Here is a 20,764-nt window from a genome sequence, read left to right on the forward strand (position 1 = left end):
CCTTCAGGAGGGGGAGGAGTCACTGAGCTGGCGCTGCTTGGCGTGACCGCGCACTGCGTGGCCGACATCTTCTTCAACGAGAAGCGCTGGGACGTCAAGAACACCCCCGGCTTCTTCCTCTCCCGCTGGGGCGCCGACTGGCCGTCCGGCGCACCCTTCCTCGCGCCGATCTACGACGGCCGGCAGATCGTCACCAACGGCACCAACTACAACCACGCCCAGCTCAACGACCCTGCGATCAACGCCGAGATCGACGAGATCGCCAAGCTGACCGACCTCGCGGCGGCCGGCAAGCGCTGGGGCGCCCTCGACAAGAAGATCGGCGAGCAGGCGCTCGACGTCCCGCTCTTCCACCCGGTCTACAAGCGGCTCGTCGGCAAGGACGTCAAGAACGTCGTCATCAGCGACTGGACCGGCGTCCTCGACGTCTCGCAGGTCTCCGTCAAGTGGCCCTCCTCGCCGGCCGGCCGGCGGCCGGGCCCGGGGCAGCCGCCCCGGGCCCGGGCCCCGGGCGGCAGATACTGCGGCGGCTGCGCGCCCGGCCCTCGGCCGTGGCGGCGGCCGCCGTCCTCGCGCTCCTCGTCCTCCTCGCCCTCACCGCACCGCTGTTCGCCCACCTCACCGGCCAGGACCCGAACGCCTACCACGACGAGCTCGTCGACTCCGCCCGCGGAGGCGTCCCGCTCGGCTCCTTCGGCGGGATCTCCGGCGAGCACTGGCTCGGCGTCGAACCGGGCACCGGCCGCGACCTGTTCACCCGGCTGCTCTACGGGGCCCGGATCTCGCTGCTCGTCGCGCTCGGCGCCACCGTCGTCCAGGTCCTCGTCGGGGTGGCCGTCGGGCTCGCCGCCGCACTCGGCGGCCGGTTCGCCGGGCAGGTCGTCAGCCGGTTCACCGACGTGATGATCGCCCTGCCCCTGCTGGTGATCGCCATCGCCCTCACCGCCGTCGTCCCGCCCGGGTTCCCGCGGCCACTGCTGCTGATCCTCGTCATCGGGCTGCTCGACTGGGGCGGCGTCGCCCGGATGGTGCGCGCCCAGACCCTCTCCCTCAAGGAGCTGGACTTCGTGGACGCCGCCCGGCTCTCGGGCAACGGCGCCCTGCGGATCGCCCGCCGGGAGCTGCTGCCCTCGCTGGCCGCGCCCGTCATCACCCTCGCCGCGATCAAGGTTCCCACCGCCATGGTGGTCGAGGCCTCGCTGTCCTTCCTCGGGGTCGGCGTGAAACCGCCCACCCCCTCGTGGGGACAGATGCTGTCCAGCGCCCAGACCTGGTTCCGCGCCGACCCCACCTACGTCCTGCTCCCCGCCGGGCTGCTCTTCGTCACCGTGCTCGCCTTCACGGTGCTCGGCGACGCCGTCCGTACGGCCCTCGACCCGCGCGAGGGCTCGCGGCTGCGGGTCGGCACCAGAAAGGAGCGCAAGGCGTGACCAGCTTCGTGCTCAAACGGACCGGCGGCGCACTGATCGTGCTGCTCGCCCTGTCCGTCGTGATCTACGGCCTCTTCTACCTCGTCCCCGGCGACCCCGCCCGCCTCGCCTGCGGGGAGCGCTGCAACCCGGCGCAGATCGCCCAGGTGCGCGAACAGCTCGGGCTCAACGCGTCGGTGGTCACGCAGTACCTGCACTTCCTCCAGGGGCTCCTCGTGGGCCGGGACTACTCCGGCGGCGCCGGACTCGTCCTGCACTGCGACGCGCCCTGCCTGGGATTCTCGTACCAGAACGACCAGCAGGTCACCGAGCTGCTGCTGGAGCGGCTCCCCGCCACCCTGTCGCTGGCGCTGGGCGCGCTGGTGATCTGGCTCGTCATCGGTGTCGGCACCGGACTGCTGTCCGCGCTGCGCCGGGGCGGATTCACCGAGCGGGCGTTGACCGTGCTCACGCTCGCCGCCACCGGGACCCCCGTCTTCATCCTCGGGCTGCTGCTGCTCATGGCCGTCTGCGCCTACCTGCAGTGGCTGCCCTTCCCCACGTACGTACCGCTCGGCGACGACCCCGAGCAGTGGGCGTGGAACATGCTGCTGCCCCGGGTGACCCTCGGTTTCTTCGAGAGCGCCAAGTACGCCCGGCTGAGCCGCAGTTCCACGCTGGAGACGCTCGCCGAGGACCACATCCGCACCTTCCGCGCCTACGGGGTGGGGGAGCGGGCCGTCGTGACCCGGCACGCCGTGCGCGGGGCGGTCGCACCCGTGATCGCGCTCAGCGCGGTGGACTTCGGCACGATGATCGGCGGCGCCGTGCTGACCGAATCGCTGTTCGGGATCCCCGGGCTCGGCAAGACCCTCATCGACGGCGTCCGCGTGGTGGACCTCCCCGTGGTGGTGGGCGTGGTCCTCGCCATCGGCGCGGCCGTCGTGCTCGCGGGTGTCGTCGCCGACGTGCTGTACGCCGTCGCGGACCGAAGGGTGGTTCTGGCATGACGCACGCACCGCTGGTGGAGGTCGCCGGCCTCACCGTCGAGTTCCCGGTCGGCCGGCCGGGGGAGTACGTACGGGCCGTGGACGGGGTGTCCTTCACTCTGGAGCCCGGCCGCGCGCTGGGCATCGTGGGGGAGTCCGGAAGCGGCAAGTCCACAGTCGCCACAGCCCTGTTGGGGCTGCACCACGGGACCGGGGCGAGGCTCGGCGGCACCGTCCGGGTCGGCGGCACCGACGTGGGCGCGGCCTCCCCGGCCCAGCTCCGGGAGCTGCGCGGGGCCGTCGCCGCGATGGTCTTCCAGGACCCGCTGAGCTCCCTGGACCCGTACTACGCCATCGGCGACCAGATCGCCGAGGTGTACCGGGTGCACGTCTGCGCCTCGCGGCGCGCGGCCCGGGCCCGGGCGGTGGAGGTGCTCGACCGGGTGGGCATACCCGACGCGGTACGCCGCTCCCGGGCGCGGCCGCACGAGTTCAGCGGGGGCATGCGGCAACGGGCCCTGATCGCGATGGCGCTGGCGTGCGAGCCGAAGCTGTTGATCGCGGACGAACCGACCACGGCGCTCGACGTCACCGTCCAGGCGCAGATCCTCGACCTGCTGCACGGGCTGCGGGAGGAGCGGGGGCTCGGACTGCTGCTGGTCACGCACGACGTGGGGGTGGCGGCGGAGAACGTGGACGACGTGCTGGTGATGCGGGACGGGGCGGTGGTGGAGCGGGGGGCGGTCGGCTCCGTGCTGTCGGCGCCCGCTGATCCGTACACCGGGGCGCTGCTGGCGGCGGTGCCGCGGCTCGACGCGGTGCGGGTGCCCTGGCCGGGGGCTGTACGGGCGCTGCCCGTGCCCGCGCCTCAAACGCCGGAGGGGCTGGATGTGGCTGAGCTGAATGTGGCTGAGCCGGATTCCGTGCCCGTAGTCGAGGCGTTTTCGCTGCGGAAGGAGTTCGGGCGGGGGAAGCGGCGGGTGGAGGCCGTCGGTGGGGTGTCGGTGTCCGTGCGGGGCGGGGAGACGCTGGGGATCGTGGGGGAGAGCGGCAGCGGCAAGAGCACCCTCGGGCGGATGCTCGTCGGGCTGCTGGAGCCCAGTTCCGGGCAGGTCCGGCGGGACGGGGTGGAGAGCGTCGGCCTGGTGCCCGGGGTGCAGATGGTCTTCCAGGACCCGGTGTCCTCGCTCAACCCGCGCCGTTCGATCGGCGAGTCCATCGCGGACCCGCTGCGGGCGGCGGGGGAGAGCGACCGGCGGGCGATCCGGGCCCGGGTCGGTGAACTGCTCGTCCGGGTGGGCCTGGAAGAGGCGCACTACGACCGCTACCCGCACGAGTTCAGCGGCGGCCAGCGCCAGCGCGTCGGGATCGCCCGGGCCCTCGCGCCCCGGCCCCGGCTGATCGTCTGCGACGAGCCCGTCTCGGCCCTCGACGTGACCACGCAGGCGCAGGTCACCGCCCTGCTGGCCGAGCTCCAGCGGGAACTCGGGATCGCGCTGGTCTTCATCGCGCACGACCTCGCGGTGGTGCGTCAGGTCAGCGACCGGGTCGCCGTCATGCGGGGCGGGGTGATCGTGGAGGAGGGTCCCGTCGACGAGGTCTACGACCGGCCGGCGCACGCCTACACCCGCGAGCTGCTCGCCGCCGTCCCGTCCCTCGACCCCGCCGTGGCCGCCGCCCGCAGGCTCGGCCGGCGCCGTTCCGGGGGAGTGCTCGCGGGGGCCTCGTAGACCGCTCCCCGTCTTCCTCGGCGTACTTAGCGCGCTCGAACGCGAACCGTACGGGAAAGTTACGACTCTTCACCCCTTCCGGTGGCGCGACGGACAACCGTCCGTCGCGCCTTCGGCATATCCGCTTGAGTTCGTATCCGGCGGGTCGCCGGACCGACGGAGACCGCCTGAAACGGGAGATCGGGGGTGCCACTCGTGCGGATCGGACTGCTCACGGAAGGTGGTTATCCGTATGCGACGGGGGAAGCGAGGCTGTGGTGCGACCGGCTCGTGCGCGGGCTTCCCCAGCACGAGTTCGAGCTCTACGCCCTGAGCCGCAGCGCCGAGCAGGAGGAGCGCGGCCGGGTGCCGCTGCCCTCCCACGTCACCCGGGTGCGGACCGCCCCGCTGTGGGCGCCGGCCGACGACGGACGCAGCTACCGCCGCCGTGAACGCCGCCGCTTCGCCGTCGCCTTCACGGAACTGGTCCGCGGGACATGCGGAGCCGACCCCGCGCGGTTCGCGGACGGGCTGTACGGGCTGGCCGCTCTCGCCTCGGAACAGGGCGGGCTGTACGCGGCGCTGCGCTCCGAGACCGCCGTACGGGCCGTGGAGTCCGCCTGTCGCGCCCCGGAGGCGAGCAGGGAAGTGCAGCGGGCGCAGGTCGCGGACCTGCTGGAGTTCGTGGACGAACTGGAGCGGATGCTGCGGCCGTTGTCCCTGGACTGGTACGAGGAGCTCAGCGAGGTCGACGTCTGCCACGCCGCCGCGGGCGGCGTCGCGGCGCTGCCCGGACTCCTGGCCAAACGCTTCTTCGGAGTGCCGCTCCTGGTCACCGAGTACGGGGTCCAGCTCCGGGCCCACTACCTCGCCCACTCCGCGACCTCCGCGCGGGACGAGCGGCCGGCCGTACGGGCCCTGCTCGCTGCGTTCCACACCCGGCTGGCCGGCGAGATCTACTCCCAGGCCGACCTGCTCACCCCCGGCAACGCGCACGCCCGGCGCTGGCAGGAACGATGCGGGGCCTCCCGCGAGCGGCTGCGCACGGTCTACCCCGGGATGGAGGCGGACCGATTCGCCGCGGTCGGCGAGGACCCGGCGTGCGGGGACCCGCACACCCTCGTCTGGGTCGGCCGGGTGGACCCCGCCAAGGATCTGATCGCCCTGCTGCACGCCTTCGCCGAGGTGCGCAGGGCCGAACCGCTCGCGCGGCTGAGGATCTTCGCGACGGCGGGCGGATCCGGCAACCGGGCCGTCGGGCACGGCTACCTGGCCGACTGCCGCTCGCTCGCCGCGCAGCTCTTCCCCGACGAGGCCGCCGACGCGCACGCGGTCGGCGAGAACCCGGTCACCTTCGAGGAGATCGGCGGACCCGACGCACCGTCCCCGGCCGACGCGTACGGCTCCGGGCGGGTGGTGGTGCTCTCCTCCGTCATCGAGGGCTTCCCCATCACCCTGGCCGAGGCCATGTTCTGCGGCCGGGCCACCGTGTCCACCGACGTCGGCGCCGTCGTCGAGGTGATCGGCGGAACCGGGCTCGTCGTGCCGCCGCGCAACCCGCGCGCGCTCGCCGAGGCCTGCGTCTCGCTGCTGCGGGACCCCGAGCGGGCCCAGCGGCTCGGCTCGGCCGCCCGGGCACGGGCCCTCGAACTCTTCACCGTCGAGCAGAACGTCGCCGCCTTCCAGGAGTCCTACCTCCGGCTGCTCGCCCACGGCCCGGCCCGTCCCGACGGCACCGGCGTGCCCTTCGAGCAGCCGCCCGAGGCCCGGGTCCCGGGCCACTGGGCCACCCCCACCTGGGCCACGCCCCACCCCGGACCCGTGACCCCGTCCGCCCCTTCCGAGGGCCCGGCCCCCGACCCGGCCGACGCATCGGCCCGCGGGGAAGGCGCCGGCCCGCCTCCGGGTGAGGCGTGGCCCGCCGCCGGCGCGGAGGCCGACGTGCCCGACCCACCCGACCCGGACCGGGCCGCCGACCAGGCCCCGCGCACGGGCCACGCCGAGGGCGCGGGTGCGGCACCGGGCGCGGGCACGGCACCGGGCGCGGGCACGGCACCGGGCGCGGACCGCGTCATGGTGCCCGCCGCGCGGGCCGCGCACGCCGCCGGTTCGGAGGCCTCCGCATGACCGTGCCGCTGGACGAAGCCATCCCCCCGCTGGACCCGCCTCCGACCCCGCCCCGCAGGGCACGCTCCGGCGGGGATCCCGTCAAGGCGCTGCTCCACCGCCACCGGGAGCTCTGCGAGCACGCCGTGGACCCGCTGGAGATCGCCGCCGGGCTGGAGGCGCACGGCATCACCGACCGCACCGCCGCCCGCTTCCGCCACCGGGACGTCTTCTCCCTCGCGGAGGAGCTCTACGCCCGGACCCCCCGCGACGGCACCACACCGGCCCCGCAGGCGGGGATCCCGGTCCAGGCCAAGGCGGTACGCGGCTTCGGCTACGCGCTGCTGCCCGGGGCCCTCGCCCTCGGCGCGAGCGCCGCCGGGGTGCCCTGGGCCGGAGCCCTCGCCGCGCTCGTCACCGTCGCCGGGCTCGGACGGCCGGGCCGGGCCGCCGGGGGCCGCTTCCCCGCCGCCGTGTACCTGCTGGCCGCCGCCGCCCTCGGCTGGGCCGTCCACCGCCACGGCACCCCGCTCGGGACCGCCCTGGCCCTGGCCGTCGCCCCCGGGCACCTGGCCGGCGCCGTCTTCGCGGCCCGCGCCCGGCGCCGCCTCGCCGGGAGCCGGGCCCTGGAGGACTTCGCCGACGGGGTGAGACCCCTGCTCCTCGGGACGCTCGCGCTGTACGCCGCCGCCGCCGCGGGGGCGGCCGCACTGACCGGGGCCCCCCTGGCGGTGGCCGTACCCCTCGCGCTGCTGCTCTTCCTGACCCGGCTGCTGCTCCGCCACGGAGCCCCCCGCGGAGCACTCGCGGCGGCCCCGGCCCTCGTACTCGCCCTGCTCCCGGTCCCGGCGGCGCCGTTCGCCGCCGTGGCGGGAGTCCTCGTACCCGCCGTCCTCGCGCTGTCGCGGGCCTCCGCGCACGCGCGGCGGCCCTGATTCCTTCGGAAGCAGACACCGAAGCGCCGTACCCGCCACCCCGATCCACCCATCCAGCAAGGAGACACAGGACGTAACGGGATCCCCCTTCTGAAGGAGGGGGCTTTCAGCCCGATGGACTGACGGCCGCCGTTACCAGCACCAGCCAACACCCATATTGGAGGTGAACCAGTTGGCTACGTTCCGCTCACGACAGAAGACCGACCGCGCTGTGCTTCCTCAGCAGCTCGCTCTCGAATTCGAGTCAGCAGACACCCCCCGGATCGGGGACGAAACGGGGCTCGAAGGCCGTAGGGCACCGGGTGCGGAACATGTGCGAGAGGAGACCTCTGCAGCTTCATCCGGCGGCAGAGGCGTCACCCTCCAGTCCTCCGGGGCCGGGGAGGAGCCGCGTGAGCGGCACCCTCATGTTTTTGTACTAGACAAGCACCACAGGCCGTTGCAGCCCACCAACCCAGCGCGGGCACGGAAGCTGCTCACGAAGGGACGTGCCGTCGTCCACCGGCACACACCGTTCGTTATCCGGTTGAAGGACCGCACCGTCGCCGAAAGCGAGATCGACGGGGTAGAGCTGGGTATCGATCCCGGCAGCAAGCACACCGGTATCGCCGTGTTCACCGCCGAGGCGGGGGAGCGTCGGGGCCGGTACAGCATCCAGCTTGATCACCGGGGCGCGACCATCCGCAAGAAGATGGAGCAGCGCGCCGCCTACCGGCGGGGCCGCCGTACCCGGAACCTGCGTCACCGCGCCCCGCGTTTCCTCAACCGCACGAAGCCGAAGGGCTGGCTCGCCCCGTCTCTCCGTCATCGCGTGGTCACCACCCTGTCGTGGACGAACCGGCTGGCCCGCTGGGCTCCCGTCCGCAGCGTGCATGTGGAACGGGTCGCGTTCGACTCCACCAGGTGGGCACTATGGCGGGCCCTCGAAGCCCTGTCCTGGTCACCGGATGCGCAGGGCGCGGCACCCACACCCGCACCCGGCCGGACAAGCACGGCTTCCCCCGACTACGGATGCCCCGGCACAAACAGTTCTTCGGCTACGCCACCGGCGACCTCGCCCGCGCAGTCGTTCCCACAGGCAAGAACGCCGGCACCCACACCGGACGCATCGCTGTCCGATCCACCGGCAGCTTCAACATCACCACCGCTCACGGCATCGTCCAAGGCGTCCGGCACAAACGCTTCCGCCTCCTCCAGCGGGCAGACGGCTACGCCTACAGCACAAGGCCCGAACGAAAGACCACCGATGCCGCCTGACCGCCAGAGCACTGCGATTCGCCGTGGCGGCGAGTCCCAGCGGTTTTCCTGCTCCGCAGGAGCTTTGTTTCCTCCCCCAGCCAAAGCAGGGGGTTTCCACGAAGGGATCACGATGACCGGCCAGCCAACCAACCAAGGGGCCGCGCGATGAGGGTGTTGCTGATCGGAGCCAACGGATACCTCGGACGCTACGTCGCGGACCGCCTGCTCGCCGACCCCGCGGTCCAGCTCACCGCGCTCGGCCGCGGCGACGACGCCGACGTCCGCTTCGACCTCGCCACCGGCAGCCCCGGCGCGCTCACCCGGTTCCTCGACGCCGTCCACCCGGGCGTCGTCATCAACTGCGCGGGAGCCACCCGGGGCGGCGCCCGCGAGCTCACCCGGCACAACACCGTCGCCGTCGCCACGATCTGCGAATCGCTGCGCCGCAGCGGCTGCGGCGCCCGGCTCGTCCAGCTCGGCTGCGCCGCCGAGTACGGGCCCAGCCAGCCCGGGTCCTCCACGGCCGAGGACGCCGTGCCCAGACCCGGAGGGCCGTACGGAGTCAGCAAACTGGCCGCCACCGAGCTCGTCCTCGGCTCCGGGCTGGACGCCGTCGTCCTGCGGGTCTTCTCGCCCGTCGGCCCCGGCACCCCCGCCGGATCCCCCCTCGGCCGGCTCGCCGAGGCCATGCGGCGCGCGATGCAGTCCGGGGACGGCGAGCTCAAGCTCAGCGGGCTCGGCGTCCAGCGCGACTTCGTCGACGTACGCGACGTGGCGCGGGCGGTGCACGCCGCCTCGCTGTCGGCGGCCCAGGGCGTCGTCAACATCGGCACCGGCCGGGCGGTCCGGCTGCGCGACGCGGCCGCCGTGCTGGCGCGGGTCGCCGGGTACGGAGGCTCGCTGCACGAGATCGACGTACCGCAGCACGGACAGCACGCGCAGCACCCGCAGGCGCACGGACACCCCGGCCGGCCCACCGGGCTCGCCGCCATCGGCTCCCCGCGTTCCGAGGCCACGGCCGAGCAGCTCGCCGCCGCGACGGCCCAGCCCCCGTACCCCTACCCGGACGGCTGCGGAGCCTGGCAGCAGGCGGATGTCCGTACCGCCCGCGACCGGCTCGGCTGGCGGCCGCGGATCAACCTGGAGGAATCCCTCGCGGACATCTGGATGGAGGCGGCGTGCCGCATCTGACCACCCCGCCGGCCGCCGGCCAGGCGGCCACCGAGGCGGGCCGGCTGGGATTAGGGGTCCCCGGGTACGCGCATCCGCTGCTGGCCCCGGTGGAGTGGGCCGAGCTGACCCGGCCCGGCACGCCGCTGCACTGGGCCGTCCTCAACGTCACGGACGGGCCGGGCGGCCGGCCCGACCCGCACTGTACGGAGGCGGCCGCGAAGCTCCGCGGCGCGGGCGGCGCGGTCCTCGGGCATCTCGCGATGCGAGACGGAGAGCGGTCGTTCGGGGAGCTCGTCTCCGACGCCCACCGCTTCCGCGACTGGTACGGAGCCGACGGCTTCTACCTCGCGGACGCCCCGGCCGGGAACGCGGAGCTGGCCTCCGTACGCCGGGTCGTGGACACCCTGCGGGGACTCGGCGAGGGGCTGCGGATCGTCCTCGGACACGGCACGCACCCCTGCGAGGGGTACACGGAAACCGCGGACCAGCTGGTCACCTTCTCCGGGAGCTGGGCCGACTACCGCTGGTCGCAGGTGGCGGAGTGGACGGCCGACCACCCGCCGGAGACGTTCTGCCACCTCGTGCACGGAGTACCGCGCACGCACCTGGAGGAAGCGCTCCGGATCGCCCGCTGGCAGGGCGCGGGGACCATCTGGTTCACCGACCGGCGCGGGGCCGCTCCGCTGGATCCCTGGGCCTCGATGCCCGGGTATTGGGACGAAATCGTCTCGCGGATCGGACCGGGTGTCTCGGAATGAAGGAGGGCGTGGCAGTGTTACGGGAAGAACCACCGTTAAGACTTAATCATCTACGGAGTCCCCGTGTCGCTGCCACCCCTGGTAGAGCCAGCTGCTGAGCTCACCGTTGACGAGGTCCGTCGGTACTCCCGCCACCTGATCATCCCCGACGTGGGGATGGACGGCCAGAAGCGCCTGAAGAACGCCAAGGTGCTGGCCGTGGGCGCGGGCGGCCTCGGCTCGCCCGCCCTCATGTACCTGGCCGCGGCCGGCGTCGGCACGCTGGGCATCGTGGAGTTCGACGAGGTCGACGAGTCGAACCTGCAGCGCCAGATCATCCACAGTCAGGCGGACATCGGCCGTTCCAAGGCCGAGTCGGCCCGCGACAGCGTGCTGGGCATCAACCCGTACGTGAACGTGGTCCTCCACGAAGAGCGGCTCGAAGCCGACAACGTGATGGAGATCTTCAGCCAGTACGACCTCATCGTCGACGGCACGGACAACTTCGCCACGCGCTACCTCGTGAACGACGCCTGCGTGCTGCTGAACAAGCCGTACGTGTGGGGCTCGATCTACCGCTTCGACGGCCAGGCCTCGGTCTTCTGGTCCGAGCACGGCCCGTGCTACCGCTGCCTCTACCCGGAGCCGCCCCCGCCGGGCATGGTCCCGAGCTGCGCCGAGGGCGGCGTGCTGGGCGTGCTCTGCGCGTCCATCGGGTCCATCCAGGTCACCGAGGCCATCAAGGTCCTCACCGGCGTCGGCGAGTCGCTGGTCGGCCGTCTGATGATCTACGACGCCCTGGAGATGCAGTACCGCCAGGTCAAGGTCCGCAAGGACCCCGACTGCGCGGTCTGCGGTCCGAACGCGACCGTCACCGAGCTCATCGACTACGAGGCCTTCTGCGGCGTCGTGTCGGAGGAGGCCCAGGAGGCCGCGCTCGGCTCGACGATCACTCCCAAGCAGCTCAAGGAGTGGATCGACAACGACGAGCCGATCGAGATCATCGACGTCCGCGAGATCAACGAGTACGAGATCGTCTCGATCCCCGGCGCGAAGCTGATCCCCAAGGGCGAGTTCCTGATGGGCACCGCCCTCGCGGACCTGCCGCAGGACAAGCGCATCGTCTTGCACTGCAAGACGGGTGTCCGCAGTGCGGAAGTCCTCGCGGTCCTGAAGTCCGCGGGCTTCGCGGACGCGGTCCACGTCGGCGGCGGCGTCATCGGCTGGGTCCACCAGATCGAGCCCGAGAAGCCGGTCTACTAAGCAGTCGCCCGGAGGGGCCGTATCCCGCTCGCGCGGGGTGCGGCCCCTCCGGCATGTTCCGGGGCCCTTTCCCGCAGGGCCTAGACGGGCGAGGTCGGGGCCGGTGACTTCGACGCCGTGCAGACGGTGCCCGCGCCGGGCACCTTCCCGTCGAGCAGGTAGGAGTCGACGGCCTGCTGCACGCAGGGGTCGCCGCTGTTGTAGGCGCCGTGCCCCTCGCCCTTGAAGGTGAGCTCCACGCCGACGCCGGGGCCGAGCCGCTCCACCATCTTGCGGGCGCCCTCGTACGGGGTCGCCGGGTCACCGGTGTTGCCGATCACCAGGATGGGCGCCGATCCGGGAGCGGACACGTCCGGGGTGTTCCAGGCACCCGCGACGGGCCAGTCGGTGCAGCCCATCATGGCCCAGCCGAGGAAGTCCCCGAAGACGGGCGAGGCGGCGCGGAACTCGGGCAGCTTCGCCTTGGTCTGCGCCAGGGTGTAGCGGTCCTTGGAGTCGGCGCAGCTGATGGCGGTGTTTGCCGACCCGATGTTGCTGTAAGTGCCCTTGGGGTCCCGGCCGTTGAGGGCGTCCGACATGGCGAGCAGCAGCTGCCCCTGGCCGCCCTCGGCCTCGTCCAGGCCCTGTTCCAGCAGCGGCCAGGCCTCCTTGGAGTACAGGGCGAAGGCGATGCCGTTGGTCGCGGCGTCCTCCGTGAGCAGCCGGTCGCCGGAGCCGGGGATGGGCTTGGCCGCGAGCTCCTTCTGGAGCTTGATGATGTTCGCCTCGATCTCCTTGGCGGTGCTGCCCTGCAGGACGCAGGAGTCGCCGCGGTTCACGCAGTCCTGGGCGAAGTTGCCGAGCGCGAGCTGGAAGCCCTTGGCCTGGCCGAGGGCGCCCTGCTCGGAGTTCTTGGTCGGATCGACCACGGCGTCGAAGACGGCCCGGCCGACGTTCTTGGGGAAGAGGTGGGCGTAGACCCCGCCGAGCTCGGTGCCGTAGGAGATGCCGAAGTAGTACAGCTTCTCGTCGCCGAGGGCCTGACGGATCCGGTCCAGGTCACGGGCCGCGTTCTCGGTGCCCACGTGGGGCAGCACCTTGCCGGACTTCACCTCGCAGGCGTCCTTGTACTTCTTGGAGGTGGCGAGGTACTGCTTCTCCTCCTCCGGCGTCGAGGGGCTGGAGTCGGCGGCGTAGTACGCGTCCAGCTGCTTGTCGTCCTCGCACAGCACGGGCGCGCTGCGGCCCACCCCGCGCGGGTCGAAGCTGACCAGGTCGTAGCGCTCGCGCAGGGCCGCGTACTCCTTCGCGGCGCCGGGCAGGGTGCTGATGCCGGAGCCGCCGGGGCCGCCGAAGTTGAAGACGAGCGAGCCGATCCGCTTGTCCTGATCGCGGGCCTTCGCCCGGATCAGCGCCAGCGGGATGGTCTCCCCTTCCGGCTCGGCGTAATCGAGGGGCACGTCGACGACGGCGCACTGCCAGTCCTTGCCGGGTACCTGCCCGACGCCCTCGGCGGGGGTGGGGGCCCCGCACTCTCCCCACTTGGGTTTCTTGATGCCCTGTGCGGCGCCGTCCTTGCCCCTCTTCTTCTCGCCCCCACTTTCGGAACAGGCACTGGTGGCGAGCAGTGCGGCGGCAGCGGTGGCGGCAGCGGCCACCCGGAGGGCGTGTGTCGGCATGCCTTCATCCTGTGCGCGCCACGCACGCCCCGCCCCCGCGCTGACCCATCCGGGTCAAGCGGGGGCGGGGGGCGGACGAGCGGCCGGCGGGCCGTCAGTGCGCCGCGGTCGCCGCCGGGATGTCCACGCGGGCGGCCCGGCGGGCCGGCCCAAGGGAGGCGAGAAGGGCTCCGGCGAGGGCGAGCAGCACCCCGAGGGCGAGCCGTCCCCAGGGGATGACCAGGGCGTATCCCACGACGCTCTCCTGGAGGGTGCGGCCGAGCGCCCAACCGGTGAACACGCCCATGACCGTGCCGACGGCCGCGCCGAGGGCGCCGACGAGCAGGGCCTCCATGCGGATCATCCGGGTCACTCCGGCGCGGTCCAGGCCGAGGGCGCGGAGCGTGCCGATCTCCTTGCGGCGTTCGAGCACGGACATCGCGAGGGTGTTGGCGATGCCCAGGGCGGCGATCACCAGGGCCATGCCGAGCAGGGCGTAGAAGACGTTCAGTTGCTCGCCGATGCCGCTGGTGTCCTCGGTGCGGATGTCCTCCTTGTCGAGGACGGAGAGGGCGGGGTTGTCGCCGAGCGCCTTGGTGATGCCCGCGAGGGCGGCCCGGCCGGGTCCGCCGCCGGTGGCCACGACGATCGCGTCGGTGTGCGGGGTCGCGTCGTAGCGGGCGACCAGCGAGTCGGGTGCGGTGATGCTGGGCAGCACGTTGCTCTGCTCGTCCGCCTGGTAGACGGCGCCGATGGTGACCTCTCCCCGCTTGCCCTGCCGTTCCACCGGCAGGCTCTGGCCGACCTTCCAGCCGTTCGCCCTGGCCTTGTAGTCGGCCACGGCGATCCGGCCGGCGCCGAGGCCGTCGAGGGAGCCCTCCGTGACCTCGTACCGCAGGAGCCGGCCGATGGTCGCGGGGTCGACGCCGGTCAGGACGGAGGAGACGCCGCCGATCCGGTACTCGGTGGACTGGTTGAGCGGGCTGGAGGAGGCGTCCGGCAGGTTCTTGAGGAGCGCGGCGGTGGCGGGGGTCATCCGCGGGCCGCCCGGGGCGGCCTTCACCAGGTAGTCGCCGGTGATGTCGCGGGTGGTCGCGCCCTCGAGGTACCGGGTGGCTGAGGCCCCGAGGACCGACAGGCCGGAGGCGAGCGCGAGGGCGATGGCCAGCGCGGCGGCCGTGGCGCCCGTACGACGGGGGTCGCGCACGGTGTTGCGGGCGGCGAGCTCGCCCTGCACCGGGCTCACCCGGACCAGCAGCGGCCGGAGCACGGCGGTGAACGGCCGGGACAGGAGCGGGATGAGGGCGATCGCGCCGGTCAGGGTGAGGGCCGCGCCGAGACCGATGACGGTCCGGGCGTCCTCGCCGGTGGTGAGGGCGCCGTACAGGGTGGTCGCCGCGCCGGTGAGCAGCAGGGCGGCGCCGATCCCGGTGCGCAGGGAGCCGGCCCGTGCGGGCGCGGCGGGCTCGGCGGCGCCGAGCGCGGCCACGGGCGGGATGGTCATGGCCCGGCGGACCGGCACCCAGGCGGCGATCACGGGCAGGGCGGTGCCGACCACCAGCGCGACGATCAGGGTGGAGGGGAGGAGGGTCAGCGGGGCGGCCGGGCCGTCGGCGGCGGAGAAGAGGGCCTGGAGCAGGGCGGCGACCCCGGTGCCGGCCAGGATGCCGGCCACCGAGGCGATCAGCCCGACGAGGACGGATTCGGTCAGCAGGATGCGGCGGACCTGCTTGCGGGTGGCGCCGACGGCCCGCATCAGGGCCAGTTCCCTGGTGCGCCGGGACACCAGCATGGTGAAGGTGTTGGAGATGAGGAAGGTGGCCACGAACAGGGCGACCGCGGCGAAGCCCAGCATGATCTGGCTCATGGTGTCGCTGTCGCTGGAGGCCATGTTCGCCTGGAGCCGGGCGAGCTGGGCGCCGGTGACCACGGTGGAGTCCTTGGGGATCACCGCTTCGACCCGGCCGAGGAGCTGCGTCACGTCGGTGCCGGGTACGGCCGTGATCTCGATGTTCGTGTACCGGCCGGGCCGGAGGAACAGCTTCTGGGCGGTGGCGTCGGTGAACAGCACCAGGCTTCCGCCGGTGGAGAGCTTGGAGGCGTCGGTGCGGAAGACACCGCTGAGCGCGTACGAAGCGGCGCCCGTGCCCGTACCCACGCGCACGGTGTCGCCGACGCGGTAGCCGCCCTTGGCCGCGCCGGCCTCGTCCAGGGCGACTTCGTGCTCGCCGGTCGGTCCCTTGCCCGCGGTGAACCGGTACGCGGGGTCCGTTCCGTCCTTGCCCGGGGCGAAATTGCCGCCCTTGCGGAACTCGCCGTTGCCCAGCAGACGTCCCTCGCGGTCGGCGACGGCGGCGAAGCCGTTGACCCGGCCCGCGGCGGCGGCGACACCGGGGACCCGGGCCAGGGAGGCGGAGGTGCCGGCGTCGAGGGAGGCCGGCGGGCCGCCGGGCAGGGTGTTGGGCGAGACGTTGAGGGAGATGCGGTCGTAGCCGGCGCTCGCCCGGTCGACGGCGGCCTGCCTCAGGCTGTCCCCGTAGACGAGGCTGCCGGTGACGAAGGTGACCCCGAGCATGACCGCGAACACGGTCATCAGGAGGCGGGCCTTGTGCGCGAGCACGTTGCGCAGGGCGGTACGGAGCATGGGGATGCGGATCCTGGGAGAGGCGGGCCCGGGGGAGCGGGCGGGCGGCTGGTGCGGTGCGGGGGCGCGGTGCTGACGGGAGCGCGGAGGGGTCAGCTCGTGCGGGAGCGGGCGTCGAAGGCCTTCATCCGGTCCAGCACCCGGTCCGCGGTGGGCCGGGGCATCTCGTCGACCAGCCGTCCGTCGGAGAGGAAGACCACGCGGTCGGCGTGGGCGGCGGCCACGGGGTCGTGGGTGACCATGACCACGGTCTGGCGCAGCTCGCGGACCGAGTCGCGCAGGAAGCCGAGGACCTCGGCGCCGGCCCGGGAGTCCAGGTTTCCGGTGGGCTCGTCGCCGAAGATGATCGCCGGGCGGGAGACGAGGGCCCGGGCCACCGCCACGCGCTGCTGCTGACCGCCGGAGAGCTGGCCGGGACGGTGGCCGAGGCGATCGGCGAGGCCGGTCATCGACACCACGTGGTCCAGCCACTGCCGGTCGGGCTTACGGCCGGCGATGGTCAGCGGCAGGGTGATGTTCTCCAGCGCGGTCAGGGTCGGCAGCAGGTTGAACGCCTGGAAGATGAAGCCGACCCGGTCGCGGCGCAGCCGGGTGAGCTGTTCGTCGCCGAGCGTGCCCAGCTCGGTGGTGCCGATGCGGACGGAGCCGGAGCTGAAGGAGTCGAGACCGGCGGCGCAGTGCATCAGGGTGGACTTGCCGCAGCCGGACGGGCCCATGATCGCGGTGAACTCGCCCTCGCGGAAGGAGACGCTGACGTCGTCCAGGGCGACGACCCGGGTGTCGCCACTGCCGTAGACCTTAGAGAGGCCGGCGGTGGCGGCCGCGATGCCGGTCGGCGCGTGGAGCGGGTGCGGGGCATGGGGGGCGGCGGTCACGGGGACTCCTCTTCGGCGCGGGAAGCTGCACTTCGAAGGGTGTCCGGGGGACGTATCGGGGCCCGGGCCGTCGTGTATCGGGGGCCGCTCCGGTGTGTATCGGTCCGGTAGTGGGCGGGTGGCTGCCGCTGCGCGGGGCGATGTCCCCTACCCGCCCTTCCACCGTTCCCCGGGCTGCGCCCCCGGACCCGCTGGGGCTGCGCCCCCGGACCCGCTGGGGCTGCGCCCCCGGACCCGCTGGGGCTGCGCCCCCGGACCCGCTGGGGCTGCGCCCCCGGACCCGCTGGGGCTGCGCCCCCGGACCCGCTGGGGCTGCGCCCCCGGACCCGCTGGGGCTGCGCCCCCGGACCCGCTGGGGCTGCGCCCCCGGACCCGCTGGGGCTGCGCCCCCGGACCCGCTGGGGCTGCGCCCCCGGACCCGCTGGGGCTGCGCCCCCGGACCCGCTGGGGCTGCGCCCCCGGACCCCGCGTCTCAACGCCGGCGGGGCTGGATTTGGCTGGTGCGCGGTGGTCAGGTGGGCAGGTGCAGTGTGGCGACCGCGCCGCCGTCCGGGGCGTTGGCGAAGCGGAGGTCGGCGCCGAGGACCCGGGCCTGGCCCAGGGCGATGGTCAGGCCCAGGCCGTGGCCCGAGCCGCGCTCCGCCCGGCCCGTGTGGAAGCGGCGCGGGCCGTGGCTCAGCAGGTCGGCGGGGAAGCCGGGGCCGTGGTCGCGTACGACGACCGTGCGGCCCTGGACGGTGACCCGGACCGGGGTCCGCCCGTGCCGGTGGGCGTTGACGACGAGGTTGCCGACGATCCGTTCGAGGCGGCGCGGGTCGGTCTCCACGCCCTCGGCCTGTCCGGTGACGTCGATCTCCGCGGCGAGGCCCGTGCGCGCCACGGCCTCGGAGACGACCGCGCCGAGCGGGACCCGGGCGTGGACCGGCAGTTCGGCGCCCGCGTCGAGCCGGGAGATCTCCAGGAGGTCCTCGACCAGTCCGCGCAGATCGCGTACCCGGGCCCGGAGCAGGTCCTCCGTCTCCCCGGGCGCCAGCAGGTCGGCCGCGGCCAGCAGACCGCCGACGGGCGTGCGCAGTTCGTGGGCCACGTCGGCGGTGAACCGGCGCTCGTCGCGCAGTTTGCGGCCGAGGGTGTCGGCCATGAGGTCGACGGTGGCGGCGATGTCGTCGACCTCGTCGCGACCCCGGGTGGGGCCGGTGCGGGCGTCCAGGTCCCCGGCGGAGATCCGGCTCGCGGTCTCGGAGACCCGGCTCAGCCGGCGGCCGAGGAGCCCGGCGCCGTAGACCGCGAGGGGCGTGGCCGCGGCGAGGGCGATCAGGGAGGCCACCGTCATGGTGGCGTCGAGCCGGCGCAGTCCGTAGAGATCCGGGTTCGTGTTGACGCCGTAGGCCAGCACCGGGCTGCCGGGGCCGCCGACGCGCTGCGCGGCCCAGGCGGTCGGCCCGCTGTTCCCGTCGACGTGCCCGTCGTACGCCGTGTGCCGGTCGCCGTCGGCCGGGTCGCGCAGTGCTGCGGGCAGTCCGGGCGGATCGAGCTCGGCTCCCTCGATGAGGGTTCCGGTGCGCCGGTAGGTGTCCATGGCCGAGTGCACGGTGTTGAAGGCCCGCATCTCGGCCCGGGACCGGATGTCCGACGCGGTCCAGAAGTGCACGAGCAGGCCCACCGCCACCGCGACCAGGCAGGCCGTGGCCGCGGCCAGGGCGGCGATCTTCCAGCGCAGGGGGACGCGGCCCGGCCGCGGCTTCTCGAAGGGGGTCACCGGTCTCAGCGCTTGAGCTTGTAGCCGAAGCCGCGGACCGTTTCGATCCGGTCCCGGCCGAGCTTGCCGCGCAGCCGCTGCACGCACAGGTCGACGACCCGGCTGTCGCCGTCCCAGCCGTAGTCCCAGACGTTGCGCAGCAGGGTGTGCCGCTCGAGCACGATGCCCGGGTGGGCGGCGAACTCCAACAGCAGCTTCAGCTCGGTCGGGGTGAGCGCCACCGGGGTTCCGCCGACGGCCACGTCCAGGCCGCCGGTGTGCAGGGTCAGGTCCCCGAAGGTCAGCAGTTCCCCCTCGGACGGTCCGGGTTCTTGTTCTGTGGCCGCCCCCGCCGGGGCGGGGGCGTAGGTGGCGCGCCGCAGCAGCGAGCGGATGCGGGCCACGAGCACGTTGGTGTCCACGGGCTTGACCACGTAGTCGTCCGCCCCGGCCTCCAGGCCGGCGACGATGTCCAGCCCGTCGCCGCGGGCCGACATCATCAGGACGGGGACCAGGCTGGTCTCCCGGACCTTGCGGCACAGGCCGATCCCGTCGAGGCCGGGCAGCATCACGTCGAGGATCAGCAGGTCGAAGTCCTCGTCGCGGAAGGATTCGAGGCCCGTGAGCCCGTCGGCGGCGGCCCGCACCGTGTACCCGTAGCGCTCCAGGGAGACGGTGAACGAGCGGCGCATCAGCTCGTCGTCCTCCACCAGCAGCAAGCGAACGGGTCGCGGGGCGGCGGGAGCCGGGGTGGGGGAGGACACGGGGGACGACTCCTGTGCGGCGGACGGGTGCGGACGGGTGCGGACGGGTACCGATGAAGACGATAGGGCCGCGGCAGCCGTACATTCCGTAGCCGCGGCCCCGCGGGCCGATGAGATGAAAAGCCGAGCGTCCGCTGATACCCGCCCGATACGAACGCCGCGCGCTACGGCCGGGCCAGGACCTGCTTCGCGGCCGCGCGCCCCGTCGCGACGCAGGCGGCGACGCCCACGCCCTCGTACGCCGCTCCGCACAGGGCGATGCCCGGGAGCTTGCCGGCGGCCTCGCGGATGCGGGCGACGCGCTCGCGGTGCCCGACGCCGTACTGGGGCAGGCCCCGGTCCCAGCGGGTGACGCGGGTGGCCAGGGGTTCGCCCATGGGGCCCACCGCGTGGTGGAGCTCGGCGATGGCCGAGCGGACCAGGTGGCGGTCGGGGCGGCCGAGCAGTTCGTCCTCCCCGATGCGGCCGATGGAGGCGCGGAGCACGAAGGTCTCGGGGGCTGCGTCGTGCAGCCAGGACCACTTGTTGGAGAGGAAGGAGGCGGCCTTCAGGGTGTGGCCGTCGACCGGCGGGACCAGGAAGCCGTTGCCCTCGGGGAGGAAGTGGGCCTGGGCGCGGGAGAAGGCCATGGTGATGACGGCCGTCGAGGCGTGCGGGATCGAGGAGAGCTCGGCCTCGGCGAGCGGGGAGTGCGGGCGCAGCAGCTCCGCCGCCGCGAAGGCGGGAAGGGCGAGGATCACCGCGTCGGCCTCCATCGTCAGCGCGCCGTCGCCGGTCATCGCCTGGACGCGCCAGCGGCCGTCGGTGACCCGCTGGAGCGAGCGGGCCGTCGTCCCGGTGAGGATGCGGGCTCCGCAGGCTTCCGCGACGGCCGCCGGGAAGCGCCCGGTGCCGCCGACGACGCCCTGGACGGCCACGGCCCCCGAGCGGGGGGCGCCGGCGGCGCGCATCCGACGCAGGGCCGGGAGGAGCGGGGTGCCCTGCTCCGCGAGGGCCGCGATCCGGGGCATGGCCGCGCGCAGCGAGAGCCGGTCGGCGAGGCCGGCGTAGACGCCGCCCAGCATGGGTTCGATGAGCCGGTCCACGGCCTCCTGGCCGAAGCGGCCGCCCAGGTACTCGGCGACCGAGCAGTCCTCGGTGAGCGGGGTGGCCGGGAGGGTCTCCTCGGCGGCGACGCGTCGCAGGCCCTCGGGGGAGAGCAGTCCGGTGCCGGCCAGCGCGGAGGGGTCGGTGGGGACGCCCATCACGTGTCCGGCGGGCAGCGGGCGCAGGGCGCCGTTGGTCCAGATGGTGGTGGCGGCCTTCGCGGGGTCGCAGAGGGCCTCGCCGAGTCCGACGGCGGCGGCCAGTTCCACGGCTTCCGGGCGCAGGGCCATGAGGGATTCGGCGCCCTCGTCGACGGTGATGCCGGCGATGGTGCCGGTCCGGAGCTTCCCGCCGACCTTGGCGTGGCTCTCCAGGACGGTCACATCGGCCTGGCCGCGCAACTGCCACGCGGCGGCCAGACCGCTGATCCCGCCACCGATGACGATCACTGAACGCATTG

Annotated in this window: 15 protein-coding genes and 2 pseudogenes; 11 read left to right on the plus strand and 6 right to left on the minus strand. The window is 73.6% G+C overall.

The annotated features are described in order from the left end of the window. Positions 1 to 81: 81 nt before the first annotated feature. From OG247_RS28045 to moeZ, 11 genes and pseudogenes are all read left to right on the plus strand, one after another. Positions 82 to 447 (plus strand): annotated as a pseudogene (locus tag OG247_RS28045) (ABC transporter substrate-binding protein); the annotation flags it as partial. Then, entirely contained in the window at positions 447 to 1,430 is a 984-nt protein-coding gene (locus OG247_RS28050; RefSeq protein WP_442813427.1) for an ABC transporter permease, read from the plus strand. The pseudogene OG247_RS28045 and the gene OG247_RS28050, both read left to right, overlap by 1 nt. Beyond that, on the plus strand, positions 1,427 to 2,419 hold the full coding sequence (locus OG247_RS28055; protein ID WP_327254824.1) for an ABC transporter permease: 993 nt from the start codon (positions 1,427 to 1,429) through the stop codon (positions 2,417 to 2,419). The genes OG247_RS28050 and OG247_RS28055 overlap by 4 nt, the downstream gene beginning before the upstream one ends. Next, a complete protein-coding gene (locus OG247_RS28060; protein WP_327254825.1) occupies positions 2,416 to 4,128 on the plus strand; it encodes an ABC transporter ATP-binding protein in 1,713 nt (570 codons plus the stop codon). Before OG247_RS28055 ends, OG247_RS28060 begins: the two co-directional genes overlap by 4 nt. Positions 4,129 to 4,323: 195 nt before the next feature. Next, positions 4,324 to 6,234 (plus strand): DUF3492 domain-containing protein, encoded by a 1,911-nt coding sequence (locus tag OG247_RS28065; RefSeq protein WP_327257656.1) that lies wholly within the window; start codon positions 4,324 to 4,326, stop codon positions 6,232 to 6,234. Further along, a complete protein-coding gene (locus OG247_RS28070) occupies positions 6,231 to 7,148 on the plus strand; it encodes a hypothetical protein (protein WP_327254826.1) in 918 nt (305 codons plus the stop codon). The genes OG247_RS28065 and OG247_RS28070 overlap by 4 nt, the downstream gene beginning before the upstream one ends. 313 nt (positions 7,149 to 7,461) lie before the next feature. Continuing rightward, positions 7,462 to 7,989 (plus strand): annotated as a pseudogene (iscB, locus tag OG247_RS28075) (RNA-guided endonuclease IscB); the annotation flags it as partial. 71 nt (positions 7,990 to 8,060) lie between these two features. Then, positions 8,061 to 8,405: a hypothetical protein gene (locus OG247_RS28080; protein ID WP_327257831.1), complete on the plus strand. Its 345-nt coding sequence runs from the start codon at positions 8,061 to 8,063 to the stop codon at positions 8,403 to 8,405. A 147-nt stretch (positions 8,406 to 8,552) separates the two neighbouring features. Then, the gene (locus OG247_RS28085; protein WP_327254827.1) at positions 8,553 to 9,578 is read left to right on the plus strand and encodes an NAD-dependent epimerase/dehydratase; all 1,026 of its coding nucleotides are present in this window, start codon (positions 8,553 to 8,555) and stop codon (positions 9,576 to 9,578) included. Continuing rightward, complete coding sequence (locus tag OG247_RS28090) at positions 9,566 to 10,318, plus strand: spherulation-specific family 4 protein (protein WP_327254828.1); 753 nt, start codon at positions 9,566 to 9,568, stop codon at positions 10,316 to 10,318. The genes OG247_RS28085 and OG247_RS28090 overlap by 13 nt, the downstream gene beginning before the upstream one ends. Positions 10,319 to 10,381: 63 nt before the next feature. Further along, positions 10,382 to 11,560, plus strand: a complete 1,179-nt coding sequence (gene moeZ / locus OG247_RS28095) for an adenylyltransferase/sulfurtransferase MoeZ (protein ID WP_327254829.1) — start codon at positions 10,382 to 10,384, stop codon at positions 11,558 to 11,560. Positions 11,561 to 11,640: 80 nt separating this feature from the next. Here the strand turns inward: moeZ and OG247_RS28100 are convergent, their stop codons facing one another. The 6 genes from OG247_RS28100 to hemG form a co-directional block, all read right to left on the minus strand. Continuing rightward, positions 11,641 to 13,218: an alpha/beta hydrolase gene (locus tag OG247_RS28100; RefSeq protein WP_327254830.1), complete on the minus strand. Its 1,578-nt coding sequence runs from the start codon at positions 13,216 to 13,218 to the stop codon at positions 11,641 to 11,643. Between the two features lie 94 nt (positions 13,219 to 13,312). Then, the gene (locus tag OG247_RS28105; protein ID WP_327254831.1) at positions 13,313 to 15,841 is read right to left on the minus strand and encodes an ABC transporter permease; all 2,529 of its coding nucleotides are present in this window, start codon (positions 15,839 to 15,841) and stop codon (positions 13,313 to 13,315) included. A gap of 92 nt (positions 15,842 to 15,933) precedes the next feature. Then, positions 15,934 to 16,716: an ABC transporter ATP-binding protein gene (locus OG247_RS28110; RefSeq protein ID WP_442813428.1), complete on the minus strand. Its 783-nt coding sequence runs from the start codon at positions 16,714 to 16,716 to the stop codon at positions 15,934 to 15,936. Positions 16,717 to 17,227: 511 nt separating this feature from the next. Then, positions 17,228 to 18,475 (minus strand): sensor histidine kinase, encoded by a 1,248-nt coding sequence (locus tag OG247_RS28115; RefSeq protein WP_327254832.1) that lies wholly within the window; start codon positions 18,473 to 18,475, stop codon positions 17,228 to 17,230. 5 nt (positions 18,476 to 18,480) lie between these two features. Then, positions 18,481 to 19,218 (minus strand): two-component system response regulator CseB, encoded by a 738-nt coding sequence (gene cseB / locus OG247_RS28120; RefSeq protein ID WP_327254833.1) that lies wholly within the window; start codon positions 19,216 to 19,218, stop codon positions 18,481 to 18,483. 164 nt (positions 19,219 to 19,382) lie between these two features. Continuing rightward, positions 19,383 to 20,762, minus strand: coding sequence for a protoporphyrinogen oxidase (gene hemG, locus OG247_RS28125; protein ID WP_327254834.1), 1,380 nt, complete (start codon positions 20,760 to 20,762; stop codon positions 19,383 to 19,385). Positions 20,763 to 20,764: the final 2 nt, after the last annotated feature.

Source organism: Streptomyces sp. NBC_01244, assembly GCF_035987325.1.
Taxonomy (GTDB): Bacteria; Actinomycetota; Actinomycetes; order Streptomycetales; family Streptomycetaceae; genus Streptomyces.

Coding starts and splice junctions, on each gene's coding strand:
- OG247_RS28060 (WP_327254825.1), top strand. CDS start 2,416: ATGACGCACGCACCGCTGGTGGAGGTCGCCGGCCTCACCGTCGAGTTC.
- OG247_RS28070 (WP_327254826.1), top strand. CDS start 6,231: ATGACCGTGCCGCTGGACGAAGCCATCCCCCCGCTGGACCCGCCTCCG.
- OG247_RS28080 (WP_327257831.1), top strand. CDS start 8,061: ATGGCGGGCCCTCGAAGCCCTGTCCTGGTCACCGGATGCGCAGGGCGC.
- OG247_RS28085 (WP_327254827.1), top strand. CDS start 8,553: ATGAGGGTGTTGCTGATCGGAGCCAACGGATACCTCGGACGCTACGTC.
- OG247_RS28100 (WP_327254830.1), bottom strand. CDS start 13,218: ATGCCGACACACGCCCTCCGGGTGGCCGCTGCCGCCACCGCTGCCGCC.
- OG247_RS28105 (WP_327254831.1), bottom strand. CDS start 15,841: ATGCTCCGTACCGCCCTGCGCAACGTGCTCGCGCACAAGGCCCGCCTC.
- hemG (WP_327254834.1), bottom strand. CDS start 20,762: ATGCGTTCAGTGATCGTCATCGGTGGCGGGATCAGCGGTCTGGCCGCC.